The organism is Clostridium beijerinckii (genome assembly GCF_008705175.1).
Classification (GTDB): domain Bacteria; phylum Bacillota; class Clostridia; order Clostridiales; family Clostridiaceae; genus Clostridium; species Clostridium beijerinckii.
The window spans coordinates 4,278,009-4,294,376 of sequence record NZ_CP043998.1 but is presented as its reverse complement, the minus strand read 5'-3'; the positions used below and the strand labels follow the sequence as shown (position 1 = coordinate 4,294,376).

The following is a 16,368-nucleotide window of genomic DNA, read 5'->3' as shown; positions in this document are numbered from 1 at the left end:
GATGCTTGATTGTACAAAGGAGTGAAATTAATATGGAAAATTACAATTCTTTCATTGTGGGAGATGCTAATAAGTGCGTTGGGTGTAAGGCTTGTGAAATAGCTTGCTTTAAGGCTCATAATGAAGCAGTCACTGTTGGAAATATAGAGACACCAATAATTTCTAGGATACATGTTATTAAAGAGAAGGACTTTACAGTTCCAGTTCAATGTAGACATTGTGAAAATGCGCCTTGTGCAAAGGTCTGTCCTATAAATGCAATTAAAAATGAAGATAATGCAATAATAATTGATGAAGAAATTTGCATAGGTTGTAAAGCATGTGCAGTAGCTTGCCCGTTTGGAGCTATTGAAATGGGAACTAAGTATAAGGCTGGAAAAGCAGTCATGCAAAATGTACAGAAGGAATTATTTGAAGAAGTCCTAGAAGAGAAAGAAACAAAGGTTGCATATAAATGTGATTTATGTAAAGAACAAGGTGAACCAGCTTGTGTAAAAGCCTGTCCTAAAGATGCTCTTAAATTATTCGATGTCATAGAAGAAAAAAGAATAAGAAACATAAGAGCAGTAAGTAACTTAAATATATAACTAGACGAAATAAGTAACATGTTGTGTTCCGGTTTCTCTGGAATTTAGATGGGTGATTCTAAGACTAAAAGTTGCACCCAAAAAGCTAGTCTCAAAGAGAAGCTTTGAACAAGCATTTTGGAACAACTTCTAGTCAAGAATCACTACCATCTAAATTCCAATGAAACACTACACACAACATGTCACTTATTTCTAGTGTAGATATATATTTAAGGAAATATAAAGTTTTTGATATATATTATAAAAGAAAGGAATTTAGTTTATGGATATTGGTTTTGTAAATATTGATAAAGAGTTATGTACTGGGTGTCAGCAATGTGTTGAAGTATGCCCTGTAAATGCAATACAAGGTAAAGCGGGACAACCTCAAGAGATTGATTATGATGTTTGTGTTTCTTGTGGACAATGCATACAGGTATGTAATTCTTATGCATTTGAAAATAGAGAAAACAGCTATGCAATAGAAGAAAAAAGAAGAGCTAGAGGCTTACTTGAAAGTGTAAAGGAACCGGTTTTTGCAGCGTTTAACAAAGGAAATACAGCTAAAGTGAAAGAGGCTTTACATAATGAAGAATTATTTACTATAGTTCAATGTGCACCAGCTATAAGGGTTTCTTTAGGTGAAGAATTTGGACTTAAAGCTGGCAGTTTAACAGCTGGTAAAATGGCAGCAGCTCTGCGAAGATTAGGTTTTAACAGGGTTTATGATACTAACTTTGGTGCGGATTTAACTATAATGGAAGAAGGCAGTGAACTTATAAAAAGGGTAACAGAAGGTGGAAAATTACCAATGTTTACTTCTTGTTGTCCTGCCTGGGTGAAATTTATGGAACAAAGCTATCCAGAGCTTTTGAATCATCTTTCAAGCTGTAAATCACCACAACAAATGGCTGGAACAATTTTCAAAACTTATGGTGCTAAAATAGACAAGGTTGACCCTAAGAAAATATATAATGTAGCTATAATGCCATGTACTTGCAAGCAATTTGAATGTGATAGAGAAGAAATGCAAGATAGTGGTTTTAAGGATGTAGATATAGTTATTACTACAAGGGAATTTGCTCAGCTTATAAGAGATAAGGGCATAGATTTTAAAAATTTAAAGGATGAAGAGTTCGATTTACCACTTGGAAGTTATACTGGAGCTGGTAATATTTTTGGAGTAACTGGTGGTGTAATGGAAGCAGCACTTAGAAGCGGCTATGAGATGCTTACAAAGAAATCTATTCCTAATTTGGAGCTTAATTTTGTACGAGGCAGTGAAGGAATTAGGGTTGCAGAAGTGAAATTGCCAAAGATAACATTAAAGGTAGCAGTAGTTTCAGGTTTGAAAAATGTAGTTCAAATACTTGAAGATATAAAAGAAGGAAAGTGTGAGTTTGATTTTATTGAAGTTATGACTTGCCCAGAAGGTTGTGTAAGTGGTGGTGGACAACCTAAGTTTATCTTGGATATAGATAGAAGAAATGCCTTGGTAAGTAGAAAAAAAGGTATCTATAAACATGATTCTGAACTTGAAATAAGAAAATCTCATGAAAATCCTTTTATAAAAAAATTATATGAAGAGTTTTTAATAGAACCTCTTGGTGAAAAATCTCATCATCTACTACATACAAAGTTTGTTTCAAGAAAGAAGGAGGAAATATAAATGAATAATTTTGTTATAGCAAATCCAAAAAGGTGTATAGGATGTAGAACTTGTGAAGCTGCATGTGTTGTTGCACATTCTGAAGAAAACATACTTGTACAAAGTAAGGATAAGGTTAATTTTAATCCTCGTTTAAAAGTTATTAAAACTGCAGATGTAAGTGCTCCAATTCAATGTAGACATTGTGAAAATGCTCCGTGTGCTAATGCATGTCCAAATGGTTCAATTATAAATAAAGACGGAGTAGTGTTAATAAATAAAGATACTTGCATAGGATGCAAATCTTGCGCAATAGTTTGTCCTTTTGGTGCCATAGATATAATAGTTGAACATAAAGCTGGAGAGAAAGTTATTCAAAAGGGGTTAATGTGTGATAAAGACGGAAAGCTAGAACATAAAGAAAGATTAGTTGCAAACAAATGTGATTTATGTATAGGTAGGGAAAATGGTCCTGCTTGCGTAGAGGTATGTCCTACAGAAGCATTAAGATTAGTTGAATCTAAAATTATAGATGAAGACATTTCGGAAAAGAGAAAAAATGCTGCAGCTAATTTAGTAAATATATTATAAGTGTATGAATGTGGAAAGTTTTAAAACAGCAGTGATACTTGCAGGTGGAAAAAGTTCACGAATGGGTTTTGATAAGCAGTTTTTAAGAATTAATGAAGTGAGAATTATGGAAAAGTTAATTCATGAACTAAGTAAAGAATTTGAAGACATAATTATTGTCACAAATAAGCCAGAAGAGTATAAAACAGCAGAAAACGGAATAAGAATAATTAGCGATGAAATAAAAGATATTGGTCCTCTATCTGGAATCTATGGTGGGCTTAAAGAAAGTAAGAGTAAATATGTATACTTTATAGCTTGTGATATGCCTAATGTAAACTTAAAGTATATTAAGTATATTAAGAAAGTGCTTACAAATAGTAAAGCAAATGCTTGTGTTGCTAAAAGGGAGAGTAAGTTTGAGCCTTTTAATGCTTTTTATTCTGTAGATATATTGCCTAAAATTGAAAAACTTATAACACTTAATAAAAGATCTATAGCGGGATTAATTGATATTATAGAGCCCCTTTTTATTGAAGAAAATGTTTTGAAAAAATATGATTATTCTTTTGATATGTTTATGAATCTTAACTCAAAAGAAGATTTAGAGCTATATATAGGTAAGCAACTTTGACTCTAGAATTGTGTAATAACTAACCGAAATCATAAATGTTTTTATTTCGAAGTACTATGAAAATGTCGCTGAAAGTTCTAAGTTGCAAGTTGTACCCAATTCAGCATGTTCCCGCTTTCAGCGAGACAAGCTAAATTGGAACAACTTACAACTAAGAACCTTTAACAGCTCATTTTCAAATGCCTTCTGCATAAAAATATTTATGATTTCTGATGAAGGTATGCACCTAAGTTTCAGAAATTTTGTAAATATGTTTATCTAATAGCTCAAACTCATAAATTGGATAATAAAAATAAGAAGTAATAGTAAGGAATAAAGGAGCAGAAAGAAAATAACAAGTCAAAGATTCTTAGAATATTTTGCGCTAGGCGAAGAACCATAACTTGCTCATAGTGAATTATGTAAGGGTTGTGGTGATGAATCATAGAACCAAATAGATAAGAATCTGACTGGTTATTTTCTAGAAGTTTCATGAGCTGGAGGAAAATTATGTTTGATTCGTATGGCAGAAAGATAAATTACTTGAGAATATCAGTCACAGATTTATGTAATTTAAGATGCAAATATTGTATGCCTGAAAAAGGAATTGATAAGATGTGGCATAAAGAGATTCTAACTTTAGAAGAAATAGAAGCTATTACTCAAAGCTTTGTTGAATTAGGTGTAGATAAAGTTAGGATAACTGGAGGAGAGCCTTTAGTAAGAAAAAATATTTTAAAGTTAATTAATGGCATAGGTAAAATGGACGGAGTTAAGGATTTAGCTATGACTACTAACGGAATTCTCTTAAAGGATTATGCTAAAGATTTAAAAAATGCAGGTCTTAATAGACTTAATATAAGCTTAGATACTTTGAATGAAGAAAAGTATTCACAGATAACTAAGGTGGGCAAACTCAAAGATGTACTTCAAGGTATTGAAGCAGCTAAAAAGAGTGGACTTGCTCCAATTAAATTAAATGTAGTTTTAATAAAAGACTTTAATGAAAATGAAATAGAAGACTTTATAAATTTAACAAAATATGAAGATATAGAAATAAGATTTATAGAGCTTATGCCAATAGGCACTTTGAAGCATTGGTCATCTAATAAATATATTTCTAATGATACAGTTTTAGAAAAAATGCCAGAATTAATAGAAATAAAATCAACAGATATTTCTTCTCCAGCAAGATATTATAAGCTTCCAAATGCAAAGGGGAAAGTCGGGCTTATTAATCCTATATCATGTAAGTTTTGTGGAAATTGCAATAGAATAAGATTAACAGCAGATGGAAAACTAAAGTCATGCCTTCACTCAAACTCCGAAGTGGATTTAAAGAAATTGCTTAGAGATGGTAAAGATATAAAGACAGTGATTACCGATACTATTAAAAGCAAACCCAAAGAACATGAATTAGAGAACGGAAATTATATTAATAGAGAAATGACAGCAATTGGAGGTTGATTTTATGGAATTTACTCATTTTAATGAAAAAGGAAGAGCTCATATGGTGAATGTGAGTGAAAAGGATGAGACAAAGAGAGTTGCTATTGCAAGAGGATTAATTAAAATGAAAAAGGAAACTGTAAATTTGATAAAAGATGGCCTTATTAAAAAAGGTGATGTTTTATCAGTTGCCCAAATTGGCGGAATAATGGGAGTAAAAAAAACCTCGGATTTAATTCCTATGTGCCATAATATTTTTATAACAGGATCTGATATAAATTTTAGCATAGGCGAAGAAGAAATAGAAATTGAAGCAACAGTTTCAACAGTTGGGAAAACAGGCGTTGAAATGGAAGCATTAACAGCTGTAACAACTGCAGCCCTTACTATATATGATATGTGCAAGGCTGTTGATAAGGATATGGTAATAGAAAATGTTCGATTAATAAAGAAAACAGGCGGAAAAAGTGGAGAATATATAAGGGAGATTTAAATAAAATGATGGCTAAAGTATTATCAATAAATATCAGTGAAAAAAAAGGTGTTATAAAAACCCCTATAAAAGAAGGAATTTTCATAGAAGAGCATGGCTTAAAAGATGATGCTCATGCTGGAAAATGGCATAGACAGATAAGCTTATTAGCTCAAGAAAGCATAGATAAAATGATTAAAATGGGGATAAGTGACTTAGATGCTGGGAAATTTGCAGAAAATATAACAACTGAAGGTATTATTCTTCATGAATTGCCCGTTGGGACAAGATTAAAAATAGGAGAAACAATTCAGGAAGTGACACAGATAGGAAAAGAATGCCATAAAGGTTGTGCTATAAAAAATCAAGTTGGCACGTGCATTATGCCAACAGAAGGAATCTTCACAAGAATACTAAAAGGCGGAGTGATTAGATCAGGAGATTCGATAGAAATTTTATAGTGGCTAGACATCAGATAAAAGAGCAAAGGAATTTATGCAAGAATATTGAGAAAAGCTAAAGCAAACTCATTTGCCCAAGGAGATAGTTATTTTGAATTTTGCGGACAAGGGATAATGTCCATTGTCTCCACCATGAGCATGAAACCCACTACCATTTGCATGCTGCTTGAATAGCAACTTACAGATGGTAGTGGGTTTTTATGAGTAAGGTATTCAATTTTTAGTCTCTTTTCTTAAATAAAGTAAAAATACCTATGACAATAAATATTATAGGAATAAAATATTGCGAAGCATAAGATCGGATATATTTATAAATATCGCTATCTATAAAAACTTGATTTAAGATAGATAAGATTCCAAGAATAATTAAAAAGGAACCCAATATTACCCAACCTTGTCTGTTAATTCTTCCGTTCCATGTAGGAGTTACGCTGTAAGAATTTTCTGTGTTAACGTAATTCTTAAAAATAAATTCAGAATCAGGCACATATTCTCCACGTTTAATTTTGTTTGAAACAGCAAATGTATCAAAAAAAGTATAAAACCATATGCAAATTTTAATTAAATGAGATAAGAAGCCAAGTCCTATAAAAGACAAAATAGGTCCAATAAGCATATATAAGAATAAAACTTGGACTCCCTTTTTGATTAGTCCATGATACATATATCCAACGCCAGGAATGCAGGCAGTTACAAAAGTAAGAAAACTATTTCTATTGTTCATATTTTCACTCTCCTAATTGTTTTATAAAATTAATAATAGAATGTTGGTTAATTTCAGTAATTACAGCTTTGTCAAAAAAACGTGATTCAAAGTTTGTAATGTGCACCTGAAGACTAGTAATACTAAGAAATATACTAAGTAAACCAGCAGCAATTAAAGCGTAGGAAGGGATTAGATTATTTCTCTTAGAATCAGGAAGCTGCTTTTTATGAAGTTTTTGCATTAGTTTTTTATTATACTCATCAGATACGGTTATATTTTTAAAGGAATTAATAATTATGATATCAAAATCATCTCTTTTGTTCTGCATAAAATGGAACCTCCGTTTCAATAATATTTTTTAATTTATTTTTAGCTCTATAAATTCTCCCTTCAATTGTTTTTAAAGGTAAGTTTAATATATCTGCAATTTCTTTTTGAGTTAATCCAATATAATAATATAGTACAAGCGGGGTTTTCAAATTTAGTGGCAGAGATTGAATGCTTTGCCGTATAAAATTTTGATTGTCTATATCCTGAGTAGATTCATTAGAAAAGATAAAGAGACCAGTTAAAAAATTCTTAATGCTTCTTTTTCTTGTATAATCTATACATTTTGAAGTTGTAATTTTGTATAAATAAGTGGAAAAGGAACTCTCTTCTCTAAATTTATCAATATTATTAAATACGCTTATAAAAACCTCTTGGGATAAATCTTCTGCCTCATAATAATCAGAGGTATAGGAATAACATAAGGAGAGAATTCTTTTTTTATAAACGTCTACCATGTAAATAAAAGCATTTTCATCTTTGGTTTTCATTTTTTCAACGAATTCTTGCTCCTCCATTTCTTCACTCTCCACTATTTATTTTAATGGTTCCATTATTTAATTTAGCTTTAACTATGCCCTCACCAGTACCGATATTTTTAGAAATTCCAGAGTTGACTCTTTTTTCATTATTTATTTTGCATGTACCATGGTTTATATCTGTATTGATTGATAAGTTTTTGTCTTTTGAGTCTAAAGAGATTGAACCATTATTCATAGAAATATCAATATTTTTACATAAATTATTGTTTAAATCTATTTTACCATTTTCTAACTTTAGAGACGAATTAGGAATGTCACCTTGTAAATCAAATTTTCCATTAGATGCATTTATATTTAAAGCATCAAGTCTTATATCACTATTACTATCTACATTAAGGTTAGCCCCCTTTATAGAAACATCATATCCTTCAGGTAAATAGATAGTGGCTTTAATTGAGTCTATATCATCATCTACAATTTTTAGTGTGTAACCATTTGAATCAGTTATTGGATTCAATTCATAATCCTTTGAAGTATTATCTTGCTTTACATATAATTCAGTATCTATAGTTATTTTATTGTCAGTTGCTTTTTCTATATTCAGTTTACCATTTACTGTTTCAAAATTTAGGTTACTACCAATGGGATCTAAAGTGATTTTTTTATCGATAGATTGTAAGTTTTTACTTGTAAAGACATTATCAAAGAAATTTGTATCTAAATTAAAGGAAGAATTATTTTGTTTTATATTATTAAAAATGTCTATAGATATATTTGTGAAAAAGAAAACTATTATTATAAGAAAAACGAGACCACTTATTCGTATTCGTTCATTTTCTTTTTTGACTAAAGTGTAATACAAAATTTCTATACCTATTAAGATAATAATTATTGGCCAAAATTTTATGAGCTTTCTTCCTAAATCTGGATTGTTAGAATTAATCATAATCCAAATGCCTAAAAGTATAAAACAGATAGCAGAAGTTGTTGTACCTATTTTTCGCATATAAAAATCCTCCGTGAATTTTATTTTCATATATTTAGACGTAAGAGATACATGTAATCCCACGTTTAAAATAAAAAATTAAATATATATTTAAAAGTTAGCCTTTATAAGGTTAAAATCCATATGGAAAGAAGTTAAGGATAATAAAATAATAATAATTAGGAGAAGTTGCAGAATTATTAGAGTAGGGAAAAAGAAGATATATTATAGAATTTGCAGAAGATAAGTTATTAGAATAATCTAAATAACTCTTCTTTTATTTATGTTATACTGGTTATAATAAATATTTAGGAAATTATGGATTTATTTTGTAAATAAGGTTGCTAATATCAACTTTAACACGATAGAAACAAAAGGATATCTTTAGAGTAATGAGCAAATTTACAGAAATTATAGATAAATCATTATAAGTTGGACTTATATTATAAAATATATCACAACTAGAAATAAGAATTATTCTTTTGTAAAATGTTCCCTTAAAAACTTCAGCGGTATTTTCATAGCTTTTCGGAACAAAATATTTATGTTTTCGGTAAGTTATCACATAAATTTAGTTTTAGAGTTGGATATCTATCTATGCTTATAAGAATTTTAAAAGATCTAAATGAAGATTTTAGTTGAGAATATTTTTATTAGATTTATATTATAGATAAGAGGTATAACATGAACCAGTTTGATGAGCTATTGTGGAAAAATGAAATAGAAACAAATAAAACAGTGTCAAAGGCGATGCGTATTGTTTTGTATTTTTGCTTTGCAGCAGGATTTTTAAATTTGATTCATGTATTTGATGCCGTGCAGAATGTTATGGTAAAAATGAATGTATTACTTATAATTCCTCTTTTGTTGCCAACAATTTTGGTAGATATATTTGAACTTAAGAAAGCATGGACAAAGTATTTAATACTTACTTGTGCTGTGATTTCTACAGGAATATGCTATACATTATTAACCTTTCAAACAGTTTTAATGTTTGTCATTCCAACAATATTAGCTTCTATGTATTTTAGAAAGAAACAGCTTATAGTAGTAATTATTGAATCAGTATTTAATATAGTGATGGCTCATTTACTTAGCTTTTATTTTTTGATGGAACCATGGGTTGAACCCTTTACTGGATTAAAAAATATAATGCTATATGGAGCTGTGCCAAGAATACTTCAATATTTATGCTGTGGAAGTTTGTTTTATATATTATGTAATCGTACTTCTGGACTCATGCTCAATTATCATAAGTTTATAAAAGATAAAGAGGTTTTTGAACTAGAAAAATCTATTGCTCTGCAGAAGATAAAATATGAGGAGCGGGAGCAGGTAAGCAGAGATATACATAATAGCGTTGGTCATACAATAATGGCAGCGATTATGAGTTTGGATGCAGCAGAAGCAGTTTACAATATGGATTCTAAAAAAGCAATTGAAAAAATAAAATTTGCTAATATAAGAATGCGTGAGAGTCTCGAAGCCATTAGAAAAGCAGTACGTGGGGTAAACACAAAAGAAAATGGACAAACCATAGAAGATGTGATGAAATTAATAAATGCAAATGTTGCGAAATTAAAAAAGGATTTTAATCTCAAAATAAGAACTAAAATTGATTATAGTGAACAGCAATTAAGAACGCAGATTATTAGTATCGAAAGAATTGACTTCTTAATAGGAGCATTGCAGGAACTAGTTACAAATAGTGTAAAGCATGGAAATGCAACGGCTATTATTGTTATTATAAATGTAGATAGAAATAATATAAATATAATAGTTCAGGACAATGGAACAGGTATAGAAAGTATGAGAAATTATGAGGAATTATTGGACTCTGGATTTGGAATTAAAAAAATCAGAAACTACTTAATTTCTATAGGTGGGATTTTAAAAATAGAAAATCAAGAAGGACTTCTGGTAATGCTAAAAATTCCAACAAGAGCAGGTGATTAATAATGAATAAAATTAGAATATTAATAGTAGATGATGAAAAACTTCTTTTAGAAAGCCTTGAGTTAATCTTATCTATGAATGAATCTTTTGCAATAACAGGATTAGCACACGATGGAAAAGAAGCATTAGATGTTTTAGAGAAAGAACAAGTAGATATAGCATTAGTAGACTTAAATATGGAAGGAATGTCGGGACAGGAATTGATATTAAAGGTAAAAGCAGCATATCCTAAAATGAAAATACTTGTTTTGACAACTTTTTATGATGAAGAAAACATTGTTAAGGCAGTGATGCATGGGGCAGATGGATACTTATTAAAAGATGCAGGAACAAAAGTTATTGTCCAAGGAATTTTTAATGTTATGAATGGTCAGAGCATTCTTGATAGTAAAGTAATGACTGCATTAGCAAATATAATGTCAAAATGCTCAAGTGAAAATGCAGATAAAGAAAAACACCATAATGTTGACTTATTAAAAAATTTAACTGAAAGAGAAATAGAGATTTGTCAGTTGCTTTCTGATGGATATACAAATTCTCAAATAGCAGAATTCTTATATATTTCTGAAGGTACAGTTAAAAATTATATAAGTACTATTTATGATAAAACAGAAATAAAGGATAGGACAATGTTAGCCTTAAAGCTTGCAAAAATATTTTCTTGATAATTAAACATGACCAGAGTCATATGAAAGTAATGACTCTGGTTACTTTTTTATGAGCGATATTTTAGTTATTCTATAGAAAATGAAGAAGAAATGAGGAAAAAGAAATGAAAAGAAATGAATCAGTTAAAGTATTTGGAATTATTTTTATGATAGCCGCATTACTTATTTTTATTAATCTTATACCAACTCTTAGGTTAAAAACATCAAATATGCATATTATTGAGGGGGAATGGGTGAATGTTTATTATGAAGATGAAGAAGCGGCAGCTAAGGATGTTTTTCAGTTAGCCAATGCAAGAGCTGGTGAATTAGCTAAAAAATTAGGATTTAGTGAAAAGCAAAATATTAATATTTATATTTATGATCATCAGTCTACAATGCAAATGAAAAAATATGGGCTAATAGGGCCAATGTTAGGGCTAGACTGGTATATTGGTGACAATATAGGAACGAATGTTATATTGACATCACCTGCAAATCCAGGAAAGGTTCATGACTATGATAATAATAAGCAAGCTGCTTTACATGAAATGGTTCATGCCTATGTAAGTATACTAAATCCACATATTAGATTATGGTTAACTGAAGGAACGGCTTTATATTTATCTAATGCAGAGCCTTTTTACAAAAGATATGCCTATAATATGCACATTCCAACTTTTTCAGAAATTAAGACTAGCAATCCAGTTGAATTTTCAAAGATGGGAGGTTACACCTTTGCCAATACCTATATAGAGTATATAGATAAAAAATATGGATGGGAAAAATTAATGGAGATAATTAAAACAGAAGATTATGAAATGGTATTTGGAAAATCTGATGAAGATATATACAATGAATGGGTGGATTATATTAAAAACTATTATCAATGAAATAGTTAAATGGTTGTGAATGACTTATAATCCAATTGAGATTATGGCTTTTTAGGAAAAAATGAAGATATCATAAAAATGTTGACGTTTACTTTAGTTCGTGGTATAATTCAGTCATAACATAAAAAGAATATAAATATCAGGCATGTGACTGGTAATGCAGGCAGGACTTGAATAGGCTAATATTATATTAGTTTATTTGAGTCCTTTTTTATCTTGGCCAAATAAAAAAGTCTGTGAACATTATTTAATGAGAGGAGACAAATAATATGAGTTACAAAGAAGTAGCAGCGAAAATATTAAAAGCAGTAGGTGGAGATGAAAATGTTGAACATTTAGAACACTGCTCAACAAGATTAAGATTTAACCTTATTGATAATAGCAAGGTAAAAATTAAAGATCTTGAAAGTATTCCGGAGGTAATTGCTGTTAAACAAAATGTACAATGTCAAGTAATTATTGGAAATGCTGTTGTAGAAGTATATGATGAGGTTAAAAAGCTTATTTCTGATAAAGAAACAAGTACTAACAATAATAAAGAGAAAAGAAAAGTAGGCGCAATAATTTTAGACTTTGTTATAAGTGTATTCCAGCCATTGATTCCAGCTATAGCTGGAGGTGGTATTTTAAAGTCACTTTTAATGCTTTTTAATATGCTCGGAATTCTATCAAATACTACACCTACATATAAGATATTAAATTTTGTTGGTGATGCACCATTATATTTCTTACCACTATTAGTAGCATTTACAACTGCTAATAAAATGAAGGTAAATCCATTAGTTGCAGTATCTGCTGTTGCAGCACTGTTAACACCTAATTTAGCTAAGATGCTTGGAGATGGAACTTTATTTTTTAATATACCAGTGCAGAATATAAACTATGCATACCAAGTTTTCCCAGCAATATTATGCGTATTATTGTATTCACAGTTAGAAAAATTCTTTAATAAAATTAGCCCAAAGGTTATCCGTAGCTTTTTTGTTCCAATGATGTCATTACTTATAACTGTACCAATAACTTTACTTCTTCTTGGACCTATAGGTTATAATTTTGGTCAAGGGTTTGCAGGCGTAATATTATTTATTTTTGGTAAATTTGGATGGTTAGCAGTAGCAATTTTAGCAGCATTTTTACCATTTATGGTTGTTACAGGTATGCATAAAGCAATGATTCCTTACGTTATAACTTCTTTAGGTCAATCAGGAAGAGAATTAATATATAATGCTGCGTCACTCGCACATAATATTTCAGAAGCTGGCGGATGTTTTGCGGTAAGTATTCGTACAAAAGATAAAGCATTAAGATCTACTGCTGTATCAGCAGGTATATCAGCACTATTTGGAATTACTGAACCAGCATTATATGGTGTTACAATCTTACATAAACGTGTACTTTATGGTGTAATGGTTGGGTCTTTTATAGGAGGTGCTTTTTTAGGAATTCAAGCTGTTGAAGCATATGTAGCAGTAGGCCCTGGAATCGCAAGTTTATCTATGTTTATTTCTGAAACATTACCAAATAATCTGATGAATGCAATAATAGGATTAGGAATTTCATTTGTAGCTTCATTTATTGCTGTAGCAGTTTTATGGAAAGAACAAGCACCTAGTAATAAGGAAGAGGTAAAAATCGAGAATAAAAAAGAAGAATTTAATGCACCGCTAGAAGGGGAATTAATCCCTTTAAGTGAAGTAAAAGATGATGTGTTTTCTAATAAATTAATGGGCGAAGGCTTTGCAATAATTCCATCTAGTGGAGAACTATATGCTCCAATAGATGGTACAATTGAAATGGTCTTTGAAACAAAACATTCTTTAGCAATGAAGTCAGAAGATGGTACTGAAATTTTATTTCATGTAGGATTGGAGACAGTGAATTTAAAAGGAAAATATTTCAAGCCAGAAGTTACTGTTGGAAAGAGTGTAAAGCAAGGGGATTTATTATTAAGCTTTGACTTAGATAAAATTATTGCAGAAGGATTTGATACAGTAACTTCAGTAATTATTACAAATAGACCAGATGCTAAGGTAGAAACTATAGAAAGTAAAAAAGTTAATAAGAGTGATAAAGTATTTACAATAAATTAGATAGGAGTTGATGTATAAAATGTCATTTAGAGAAGATTTTTTATGGGGTGGAGCAATCTCAGCTAATCAAGTAGAAGGGGCCTTTGATGCTGATGGGAAAGGAATGTCTGTAGCTGATGTAGCAAGTTATAAGCCAAATCTTAGTGTAGAAGATTATGCTGGTCATAATAAGGTTACTACTAAAATGATTGAAGAAGCTATAGAAGATCAAACTACGAAATTCTTTCCAAAGAGAAGAGGAATTGATTTTTATCATCATTATAAAGAGGATATCGCTTTGTTTGCTGAAATGGGATTTAAGGCTCTAAGAATTTCTATTGCGTGGACAAGAATTTTTCCAACAGGAGAAGAAAGTGAACCTAATCAAGAAGGAATTAAATATTATGAAAATATGTTTAAAGAACTTAAGAAACATAATATTGAACCAATTGTAACATTATCACACTATGAAATGCCTTTGCATCTAAGTTTGAAATACAATGGCTGGGTAGAGCGAAAATTAATTGATTATTTTGTTAAGTTTGCAAAAGTGTGTTTTGAGTCTTTCGGAGATTATGCTAAGTATTGGTTGACCTTTAATGAAATAGACAGTGTTGGAAGACATCCATTTACAACAGCAGGAATTATTCCAGATAAATGTGCAGAAGGAAAGCTTAATGAAGCTGTTTATCAAGCTTTGCATCACCAATATGTTGCAGCAGCTTTAGCAACAAAGGAATGCAGAAAAATCATTAAAGACAGTAAAATGGGATGTATGTTAACAAAGCTTACAACATATCCTAATACTTGTAATCCAGAAGATGTATTGCTTTCGTTAAATAGTAATTTAGGAAATCATGTTCATGCTGATATTCAGATATTTGGAGAATATCCTAGATTATATAAAGTATTCTTGAAGAATAATGGAATTAATATTAAAATGGAAGAAAATGATGAAAAAATTTTAAAGGAGAATACAGCTGATTATCTATCTTTTAGTTATTATATGTCAAGAACAGAGTCTGCGGATACAACTAAAGAAAAAGCATCTGGAAATACCATTATGGGTGTGAAGAATCCTTATCTGCCTTCTACAGAATGGGGTTGGCAGATAGATCCAGTAGGCCTTAGAATATCATTAATTGAACTATATGACAGATATAGAATTCCATTAATTATAGTAGAGAATGGTATGGGCGCTAAAGATGTTATAGAAGAAGATGGAACTATTCACGATTCATATAGAATTGATTATTTCAGAGAACATATAAGAGAAATGAAGAAAGCTGTGGAAATGGGTGTTGATTTAATAGGATATACCAGCTGGGCACCTATCGACTGTATAAGTGTTTCAACTTCTCAGATGAGTAAGAGATATGGATTTATATATGTTGATCAAGATGATGAAGGAAATGGAACATTGGAAAGAAAAAAGAAAGATTCTTTTTTCTGGTATAAAAATGTTATAAAAACAAATGGAGAAATTTTAGAATAAAGATAAGGGATGTGAAAGAAAATAACAAGTCAAATATACTAGCATACTGACTTGGTATTTCTTTGAACATCCCTAGTAGGGGGAATGATTATGAAAATAAAAAAAGTACTTAATTCTAGTGTCATTTTAGCTATTGACGAGAATAACAAAGAATTCATTTGTTTAGGAAAAGGTATAGGCTACAATAAAAAAAATGGAGATATCGTTGAAAAAAAGAGTATAGATCAAATTTTTATGCCTGTAGAAAACATTCAAATAAATGAATACTTAAAATTATTAGATTCAATTCCCCCAATATATCTTGATATAACTCAAAAAATTGTTTCAAAAGCTGAAAAGGAGCTGGATTCTAAGCTTAATATAAGCATATATTTTACATTAAGTGATCATTTAAATTTTGCAGTAGAAAGATCAAAGAAGAATATTAATATAACAAATCGTGTTTATTGGGAAATAAAAAATTATTATCCAGAGGAATTTAAAATTGGAATATATGCTTTAGAGCTTCTAAGTAAAATAACAGATGTCAAGCTTCCGGAAGAAGAGGCTGCCAATATTGCATTCCACATAATAAATGCTCAATCGCAAAGTAATGACTCAAGAGATAGTATGAAATATGCTAAAATGATTGGCGGAATTGTTAACTTGGTAAGATACTCAATTGGCAGCAGTCTGAAAATGGAAGGAATTCACTATCAGCGTTTTATTACACATGTTAAATTTTTTACAGAAAGGTTTTTTAATAATGAAATGTTGAAAGATGAAAATGATGTAATGTTTGAACAGATAGCTACATTATATCCAGAATCAATGGAGATTGCATTTAAAATAAAGGATTATATAAAAAAGGTTTATGATGGAGATATTCCAAAAGACGAATTAACTTATTTAGCTGTTCATATAAATAGATTACAGGCTTATAATGAAATAAATAAATAAATAAGTATACAGTATTATTTGGATTCAACTTACGAAATAATTAAGGTGATTTTACGAAAAAAATTATTGATATGTAGTATATAAAATAGC

The 16,368-nt window shown here is 30.1% G+C and carries 17 protein-coding genes; 13 read left to right on the top strand and 4 right to left on the bottom strand.

Features of this window, described 5'->3' with window-relative positions:
* Nucleotides 1–32: 32 nt before the first annotated feature.
* The 7 genes from F3K33_RS19395 (at nucleotide 33) to F3K33_RS19365 (ending at nucleotide 5,779) form a co-directional block, all read left to right on the top strand.
* Nucleotides 33–587: a 4Fe-4S dicluster domain-containing protein gene (locus F3K33_RS19395; RefSeq protein WP_009172359.1), complete on the top strand. Its 555-nt coding sequence runs from the start codon at nucleotides 33–35 to the stop codon at nucleotides 585–587.
* 262 nt (nucleotides 588–849) lie between these two features.
* Entirely contained in the window at nucleotides 850–2,235 is a 1,386-nt protein-coding gene (locus tag F3K33_RS19390; protein WP_039773741.1) for a [FeFe] hydrogenase, group A, read from the top strand.
* A complete protein-coding gene (locus F3K33_RS19385) occupies nucleotides 2,236–2,805 on the top strand; it encodes a 4Fe-4S dicluster domain-containing protein (RefSeq protein ID WP_039773742.1) in 570 nt (189 codons plus the stop codon).
* Nucleotides 2,806–2,809: 4 nt separating this feature from the next.
* The gene (locus F3K33_RS19380; RefSeq protein WP_039773743.1) at nucleotides 2,810–3,418 is read left to right on the top strand and encodes a molybdenum cofactor guanylyltransferase; all 609 of its coding nucleotides are present in this window, start codon (nucleotides 2,810–2,812) and stop codon (nucleotides 3,416–3,418) included.
* 489 nt (nucleotides 3,419–3,907) lie between these two features.
* Complete coding sequence (moaA, locus tag F3K33_RS19375; protein WP_039773744.1) at nucleotides 3,908–4,864, top strand: GTP 3',8-cyclase MoaA; 957 nt, start codon at nucleotides 3,908–3,910, stop codon at nucleotides 4,862–4,864.
* A gap of 4 nt (nucleotides 4,865–4,868) precedes the next feature.
* Nucleotides 4,869–5,339: a cyclic pyranopterin monophosphate synthase MoaC gene (gene moaC / locus F3K33_RS19370; RefSeq protein ID WP_023975230.1), complete on the top strand. Its 471-nt coding sequence runs from the start codon at nucleotides 4,869–4,871 to the stop codon at nucleotides 5,337–5,339.
* Nucleotides 5,340–5,347: 8 nt separating this feature from the next.
* Complete coding sequence (locus F3K33_RS19365; protein WP_039773827.1) at nucleotides 5,348–5,779, top strand: MOSC domain-containing protein; 432 nt, start codon at nucleotides 5,348–5,350, stop codon at nucleotides 5,777–5,779.
* 220 nt (nucleotides 5,780–5,999) lie between these two features.
* Here F3K33_RS19365 and F3K33_RS19360 read toward each other — a convergent pair whose 3' ends face one another.
* From F3K33_RS19360 to F3K33_RS19345, 4 genes are read right to left on the bottom strand one after another with little or no spacing between them, the layout of a single operon-like run.
* Nucleotides 6,000–6,503 carry a hypothetical protein gene (locus tag F3K33_RS19360; RefSeq protein WP_039773745.1) on the bottom strand — a complete coding sequence of 168 codons (504 nt, stop codon included), beginning with the start codon at nucleotides 6,501–6,503 and terminating at the stop codon, nucleotides 6,000–6,002.
* A gap of 4 nt (nucleotides 6,504–6,507) precedes the next feature.
* Complete coding sequence (locus F3K33_RS19355) at nucleotides 6,508–6,813, bottom strand: hypothetical protein (protein WP_039773746.1); 306 nt, start codon at nucleotides 6,811–6,813, stop codon at nucleotides 6,508–6,510.
* Entirely contained in the window at nucleotides 6,794–7,330 is a 537-nt protein-coding gene (locus tag F3K33_RS19350) for an RNA polymerase sigma factor (protein WP_023975226.1), read from the bottom strand. The genes F3K33_RS19355 and F3K33_RS19350 overlap by 20 nt, the downstream gene beginning before the upstream one ends.
* A 4-nt stretch (nucleotides 7,331–7,334) precedes the next feature.
* Nucleotides 7,335–8,300 (bottom strand): DUF4097 family beta strand repeat-containing protein, encoded by a 966-nt coding sequence (locus F3K33_RS19345; protein WP_023975225.1) that lies wholly within the window; start codon nucleotides 8,298–8,300, stop codon nucleotides 7,335–7,337.
* Between the two features lie 663 nt (nucleotides 8,301–8,963).
* On the opposite strand from F3K33_RS19345, the gene F3K33_RS19340 reads away from it, so the two are divergent.
* The 6 genes from F3K33_RS19340 to F3K33_RS19315 all read left to right on the top strand — a co-directional run bounded on the left by F3K33_RS19340 (nucleotide 8,964) and on the right by F3K33_RS19315 (nucleotide 16,278).
* The gene (locus F3K33_RS19340) at nucleotides 8,964–10,235 is read left to right on the top strand and encodes a sensor histidine kinase (protein WP_039773747.1); all 1,272 of its coding nucleotides are present in this window, start codon (nucleotides 8,964–8,966) and stop codon (nucleotides 10,233–10,235) included.
* Nucleotides 10,236–10,237: 2 nt separating this feature from the next.
* On the top strand, nucleotides 10,238–10,900 hold the full coding sequence (locus F3K33_RS19335) for a response regulator (protein WP_039773748.1): 663 nt from the start codon (nucleotides 10,238–10,240) through the stop codon (nucleotides 10,898–10,900).
* A gap of 107 nt (nucleotides 10,901–11,007) precedes the next feature.
* A complete protein-coding gene (locus F3K33_RS19330) occupies nucleotides 11,008–11,775 on the top strand; it encodes a hypothetical protein (RefSeq protein WP_039773749.1) in 768 nt (255 codons plus the stop codon).
* Between the two features lie 269 nt (nucleotides 11,776–12,044).
* Entirely contained in the window at nucleotides 12,045–13,865 is a 1,821-nt protein-coding gene (locus F3K33_RS19325; RefSeq protein ID WP_039773750.1) for a beta-glucoside-specific PTS transporter subunit IIABC, read from the top strand.
* Between the two features lie 19 nt (nucleotides 13,866–13,884).
* Nucleotides 13,885–15,339 (top strand): glycoside hydrolase family 1 protein, encoded by a 1,455-nt coding sequence (locus F3K33_RS19320; protein WP_039773751.1) that lies wholly within the window; start codon nucleotides 13,885–13,887, stop codon nucleotides 15,337–15,339.
* Between the two features lie 90 nt (nucleotides 15,340–15,429).
* Nucleotides 15,430–16,278: a PRD domain-containing protein gene (locus tag F3K33_RS19315; RefSeq protein ID WP_009172412.1), complete on the top strand. Its 849-nt coding sequence runs from the start codon at nucleotides 15,430–15,432 to the stop codon at nucleotides 16,276–16,278.
* Nucleotides 16,279–16,368: the final 90 nt, after the last annotated feature.

What these genes read in the sequence shown, in the direction of transcription:
- F3K33_RS19395 (WP_009172359.1), top strand. Translation starts at nt 33, where the DNA reads ATGGAAAATTACAATTCTTTCATTGTGGGAGATGCTAATAAGTGCGTT.
- F3K33_RS19390 (WP_039773741.1), top strand. Translation starts at nt 850, where the DNA reads ATGGATATTGGTTTTGTAAATATTGATAAAGAGTTATGTACTGGGTGT.
- F3K33_RS19385 (WP_039773742.1), top strand. Translation starts at nt 2,236, where the DNA reads ATGAATAATTTTGTTATAGCAAATCCAAAAAGGTGTATAGGATGTAGA.
- F3K33_RS19380 (WP_039773743.1), top strand. Translation starts at nt 2,810, where the DNA reads ATGAATGTGGAAAGTTTTAAAACAGCAGTGATACTTGCAGGTGGAAAA.
- moaA (WP_039773744.1), top strand. Translation starts at nt 3,908, where the DNA reads ATGTTTGATTCGTATGGCAGAAAGATAAATTACTTGAGAATATCAGTC.
- moaC (WP_023975230.1), top strand. Translation starts at nt 4,869, where the DNA reads ATGGAATTTACTCATTTTAATGAAAAAGGAAGAGCTCATATGGTGAAT.
- F3K33_RS19365 (WP_039773827.1), top strand. Translation starts at nt 5,348, where the DNA reads ATGGCTAAAGTATTATCAATAAATATCAGTGAAAAAAAAGGTGTTATA.
- F3K33_RS19360 (WP_039773745.1), bottom strand. Translation starts at nt 6,503, where the DNA reads ATGAACAATAGAAATAGTTTTCTTACTTTTGTAACTGCCTGCATTCCT.
- F3K33_RS19355 (WP_039773746.1), bottom strand. Translation starts at nt 6,813, where the DNA reads ATGCAGAACAAAAGAGATGATTTTGATATCATAATTATTAATTCCTTT.
- F3K33_RS19350 (WP_023975226.1), bottom strand. Translation starts at nt 7,330, where the DNA reads ATGGAGGAGCAAGAATTCGTTGAAAAAATGAAAACCAAAGATGAAAAT.
- F3K33_RS19345 (WP_023975225.1), bottom strand. Translation starts at nt 8,300, where the DNA reads ATGCGAAAAATAGGTACAACAACTTCTGCTATCTGTTTTATACTTTTA.
- F3K33_RS19340 (WP_039773747.1), top strand. Translation starts at nt 8,964, where the DNA reads ATGAACCAGTTTGATGAGCTATTGTGGAAAAATGAAATAGAAACAAAT.
- F3K33_RS19335 (WP_039773748.1), top strand. Translation starts at nt 10,238, where the DNA reads ATGAATAAAATTAGAATATTAATAGTAGATGATGAAAAACTTCTTTTA.
- F3K33_RS19330 (WP_039773749.1), top strand. Translation starts at nt 11,008, where the DNA reads ATGAAAAGAAATGAATCAGTTAAAGTATTTGGAATTATTTTTATGATA.
- F3K33_RS19325 (WP_039773750.1), top strand. Translation starts at nt 12,045, where the DNA reads ATGAGTTACAAAGAAGTAGCAGCGAAAATATTAAAAGCAGTAGGTGGA.
- F3K33_RS19320 (WP_039773751.1), top strand. Translation starts at nt 13,885, where the DNA reads ATGTCATTTAGAGAAGATTTTTTATGGGGTGGAGCAATCTCAGCTAAT.
- F3K33_RS19315 (WP_009172412.1), top strand. Translation starts at nt 15,430, where the DNA reads ATGAAAATAAAAAAAGTACTTAATTCTAGTGTCATTTTAGCTATTGAC.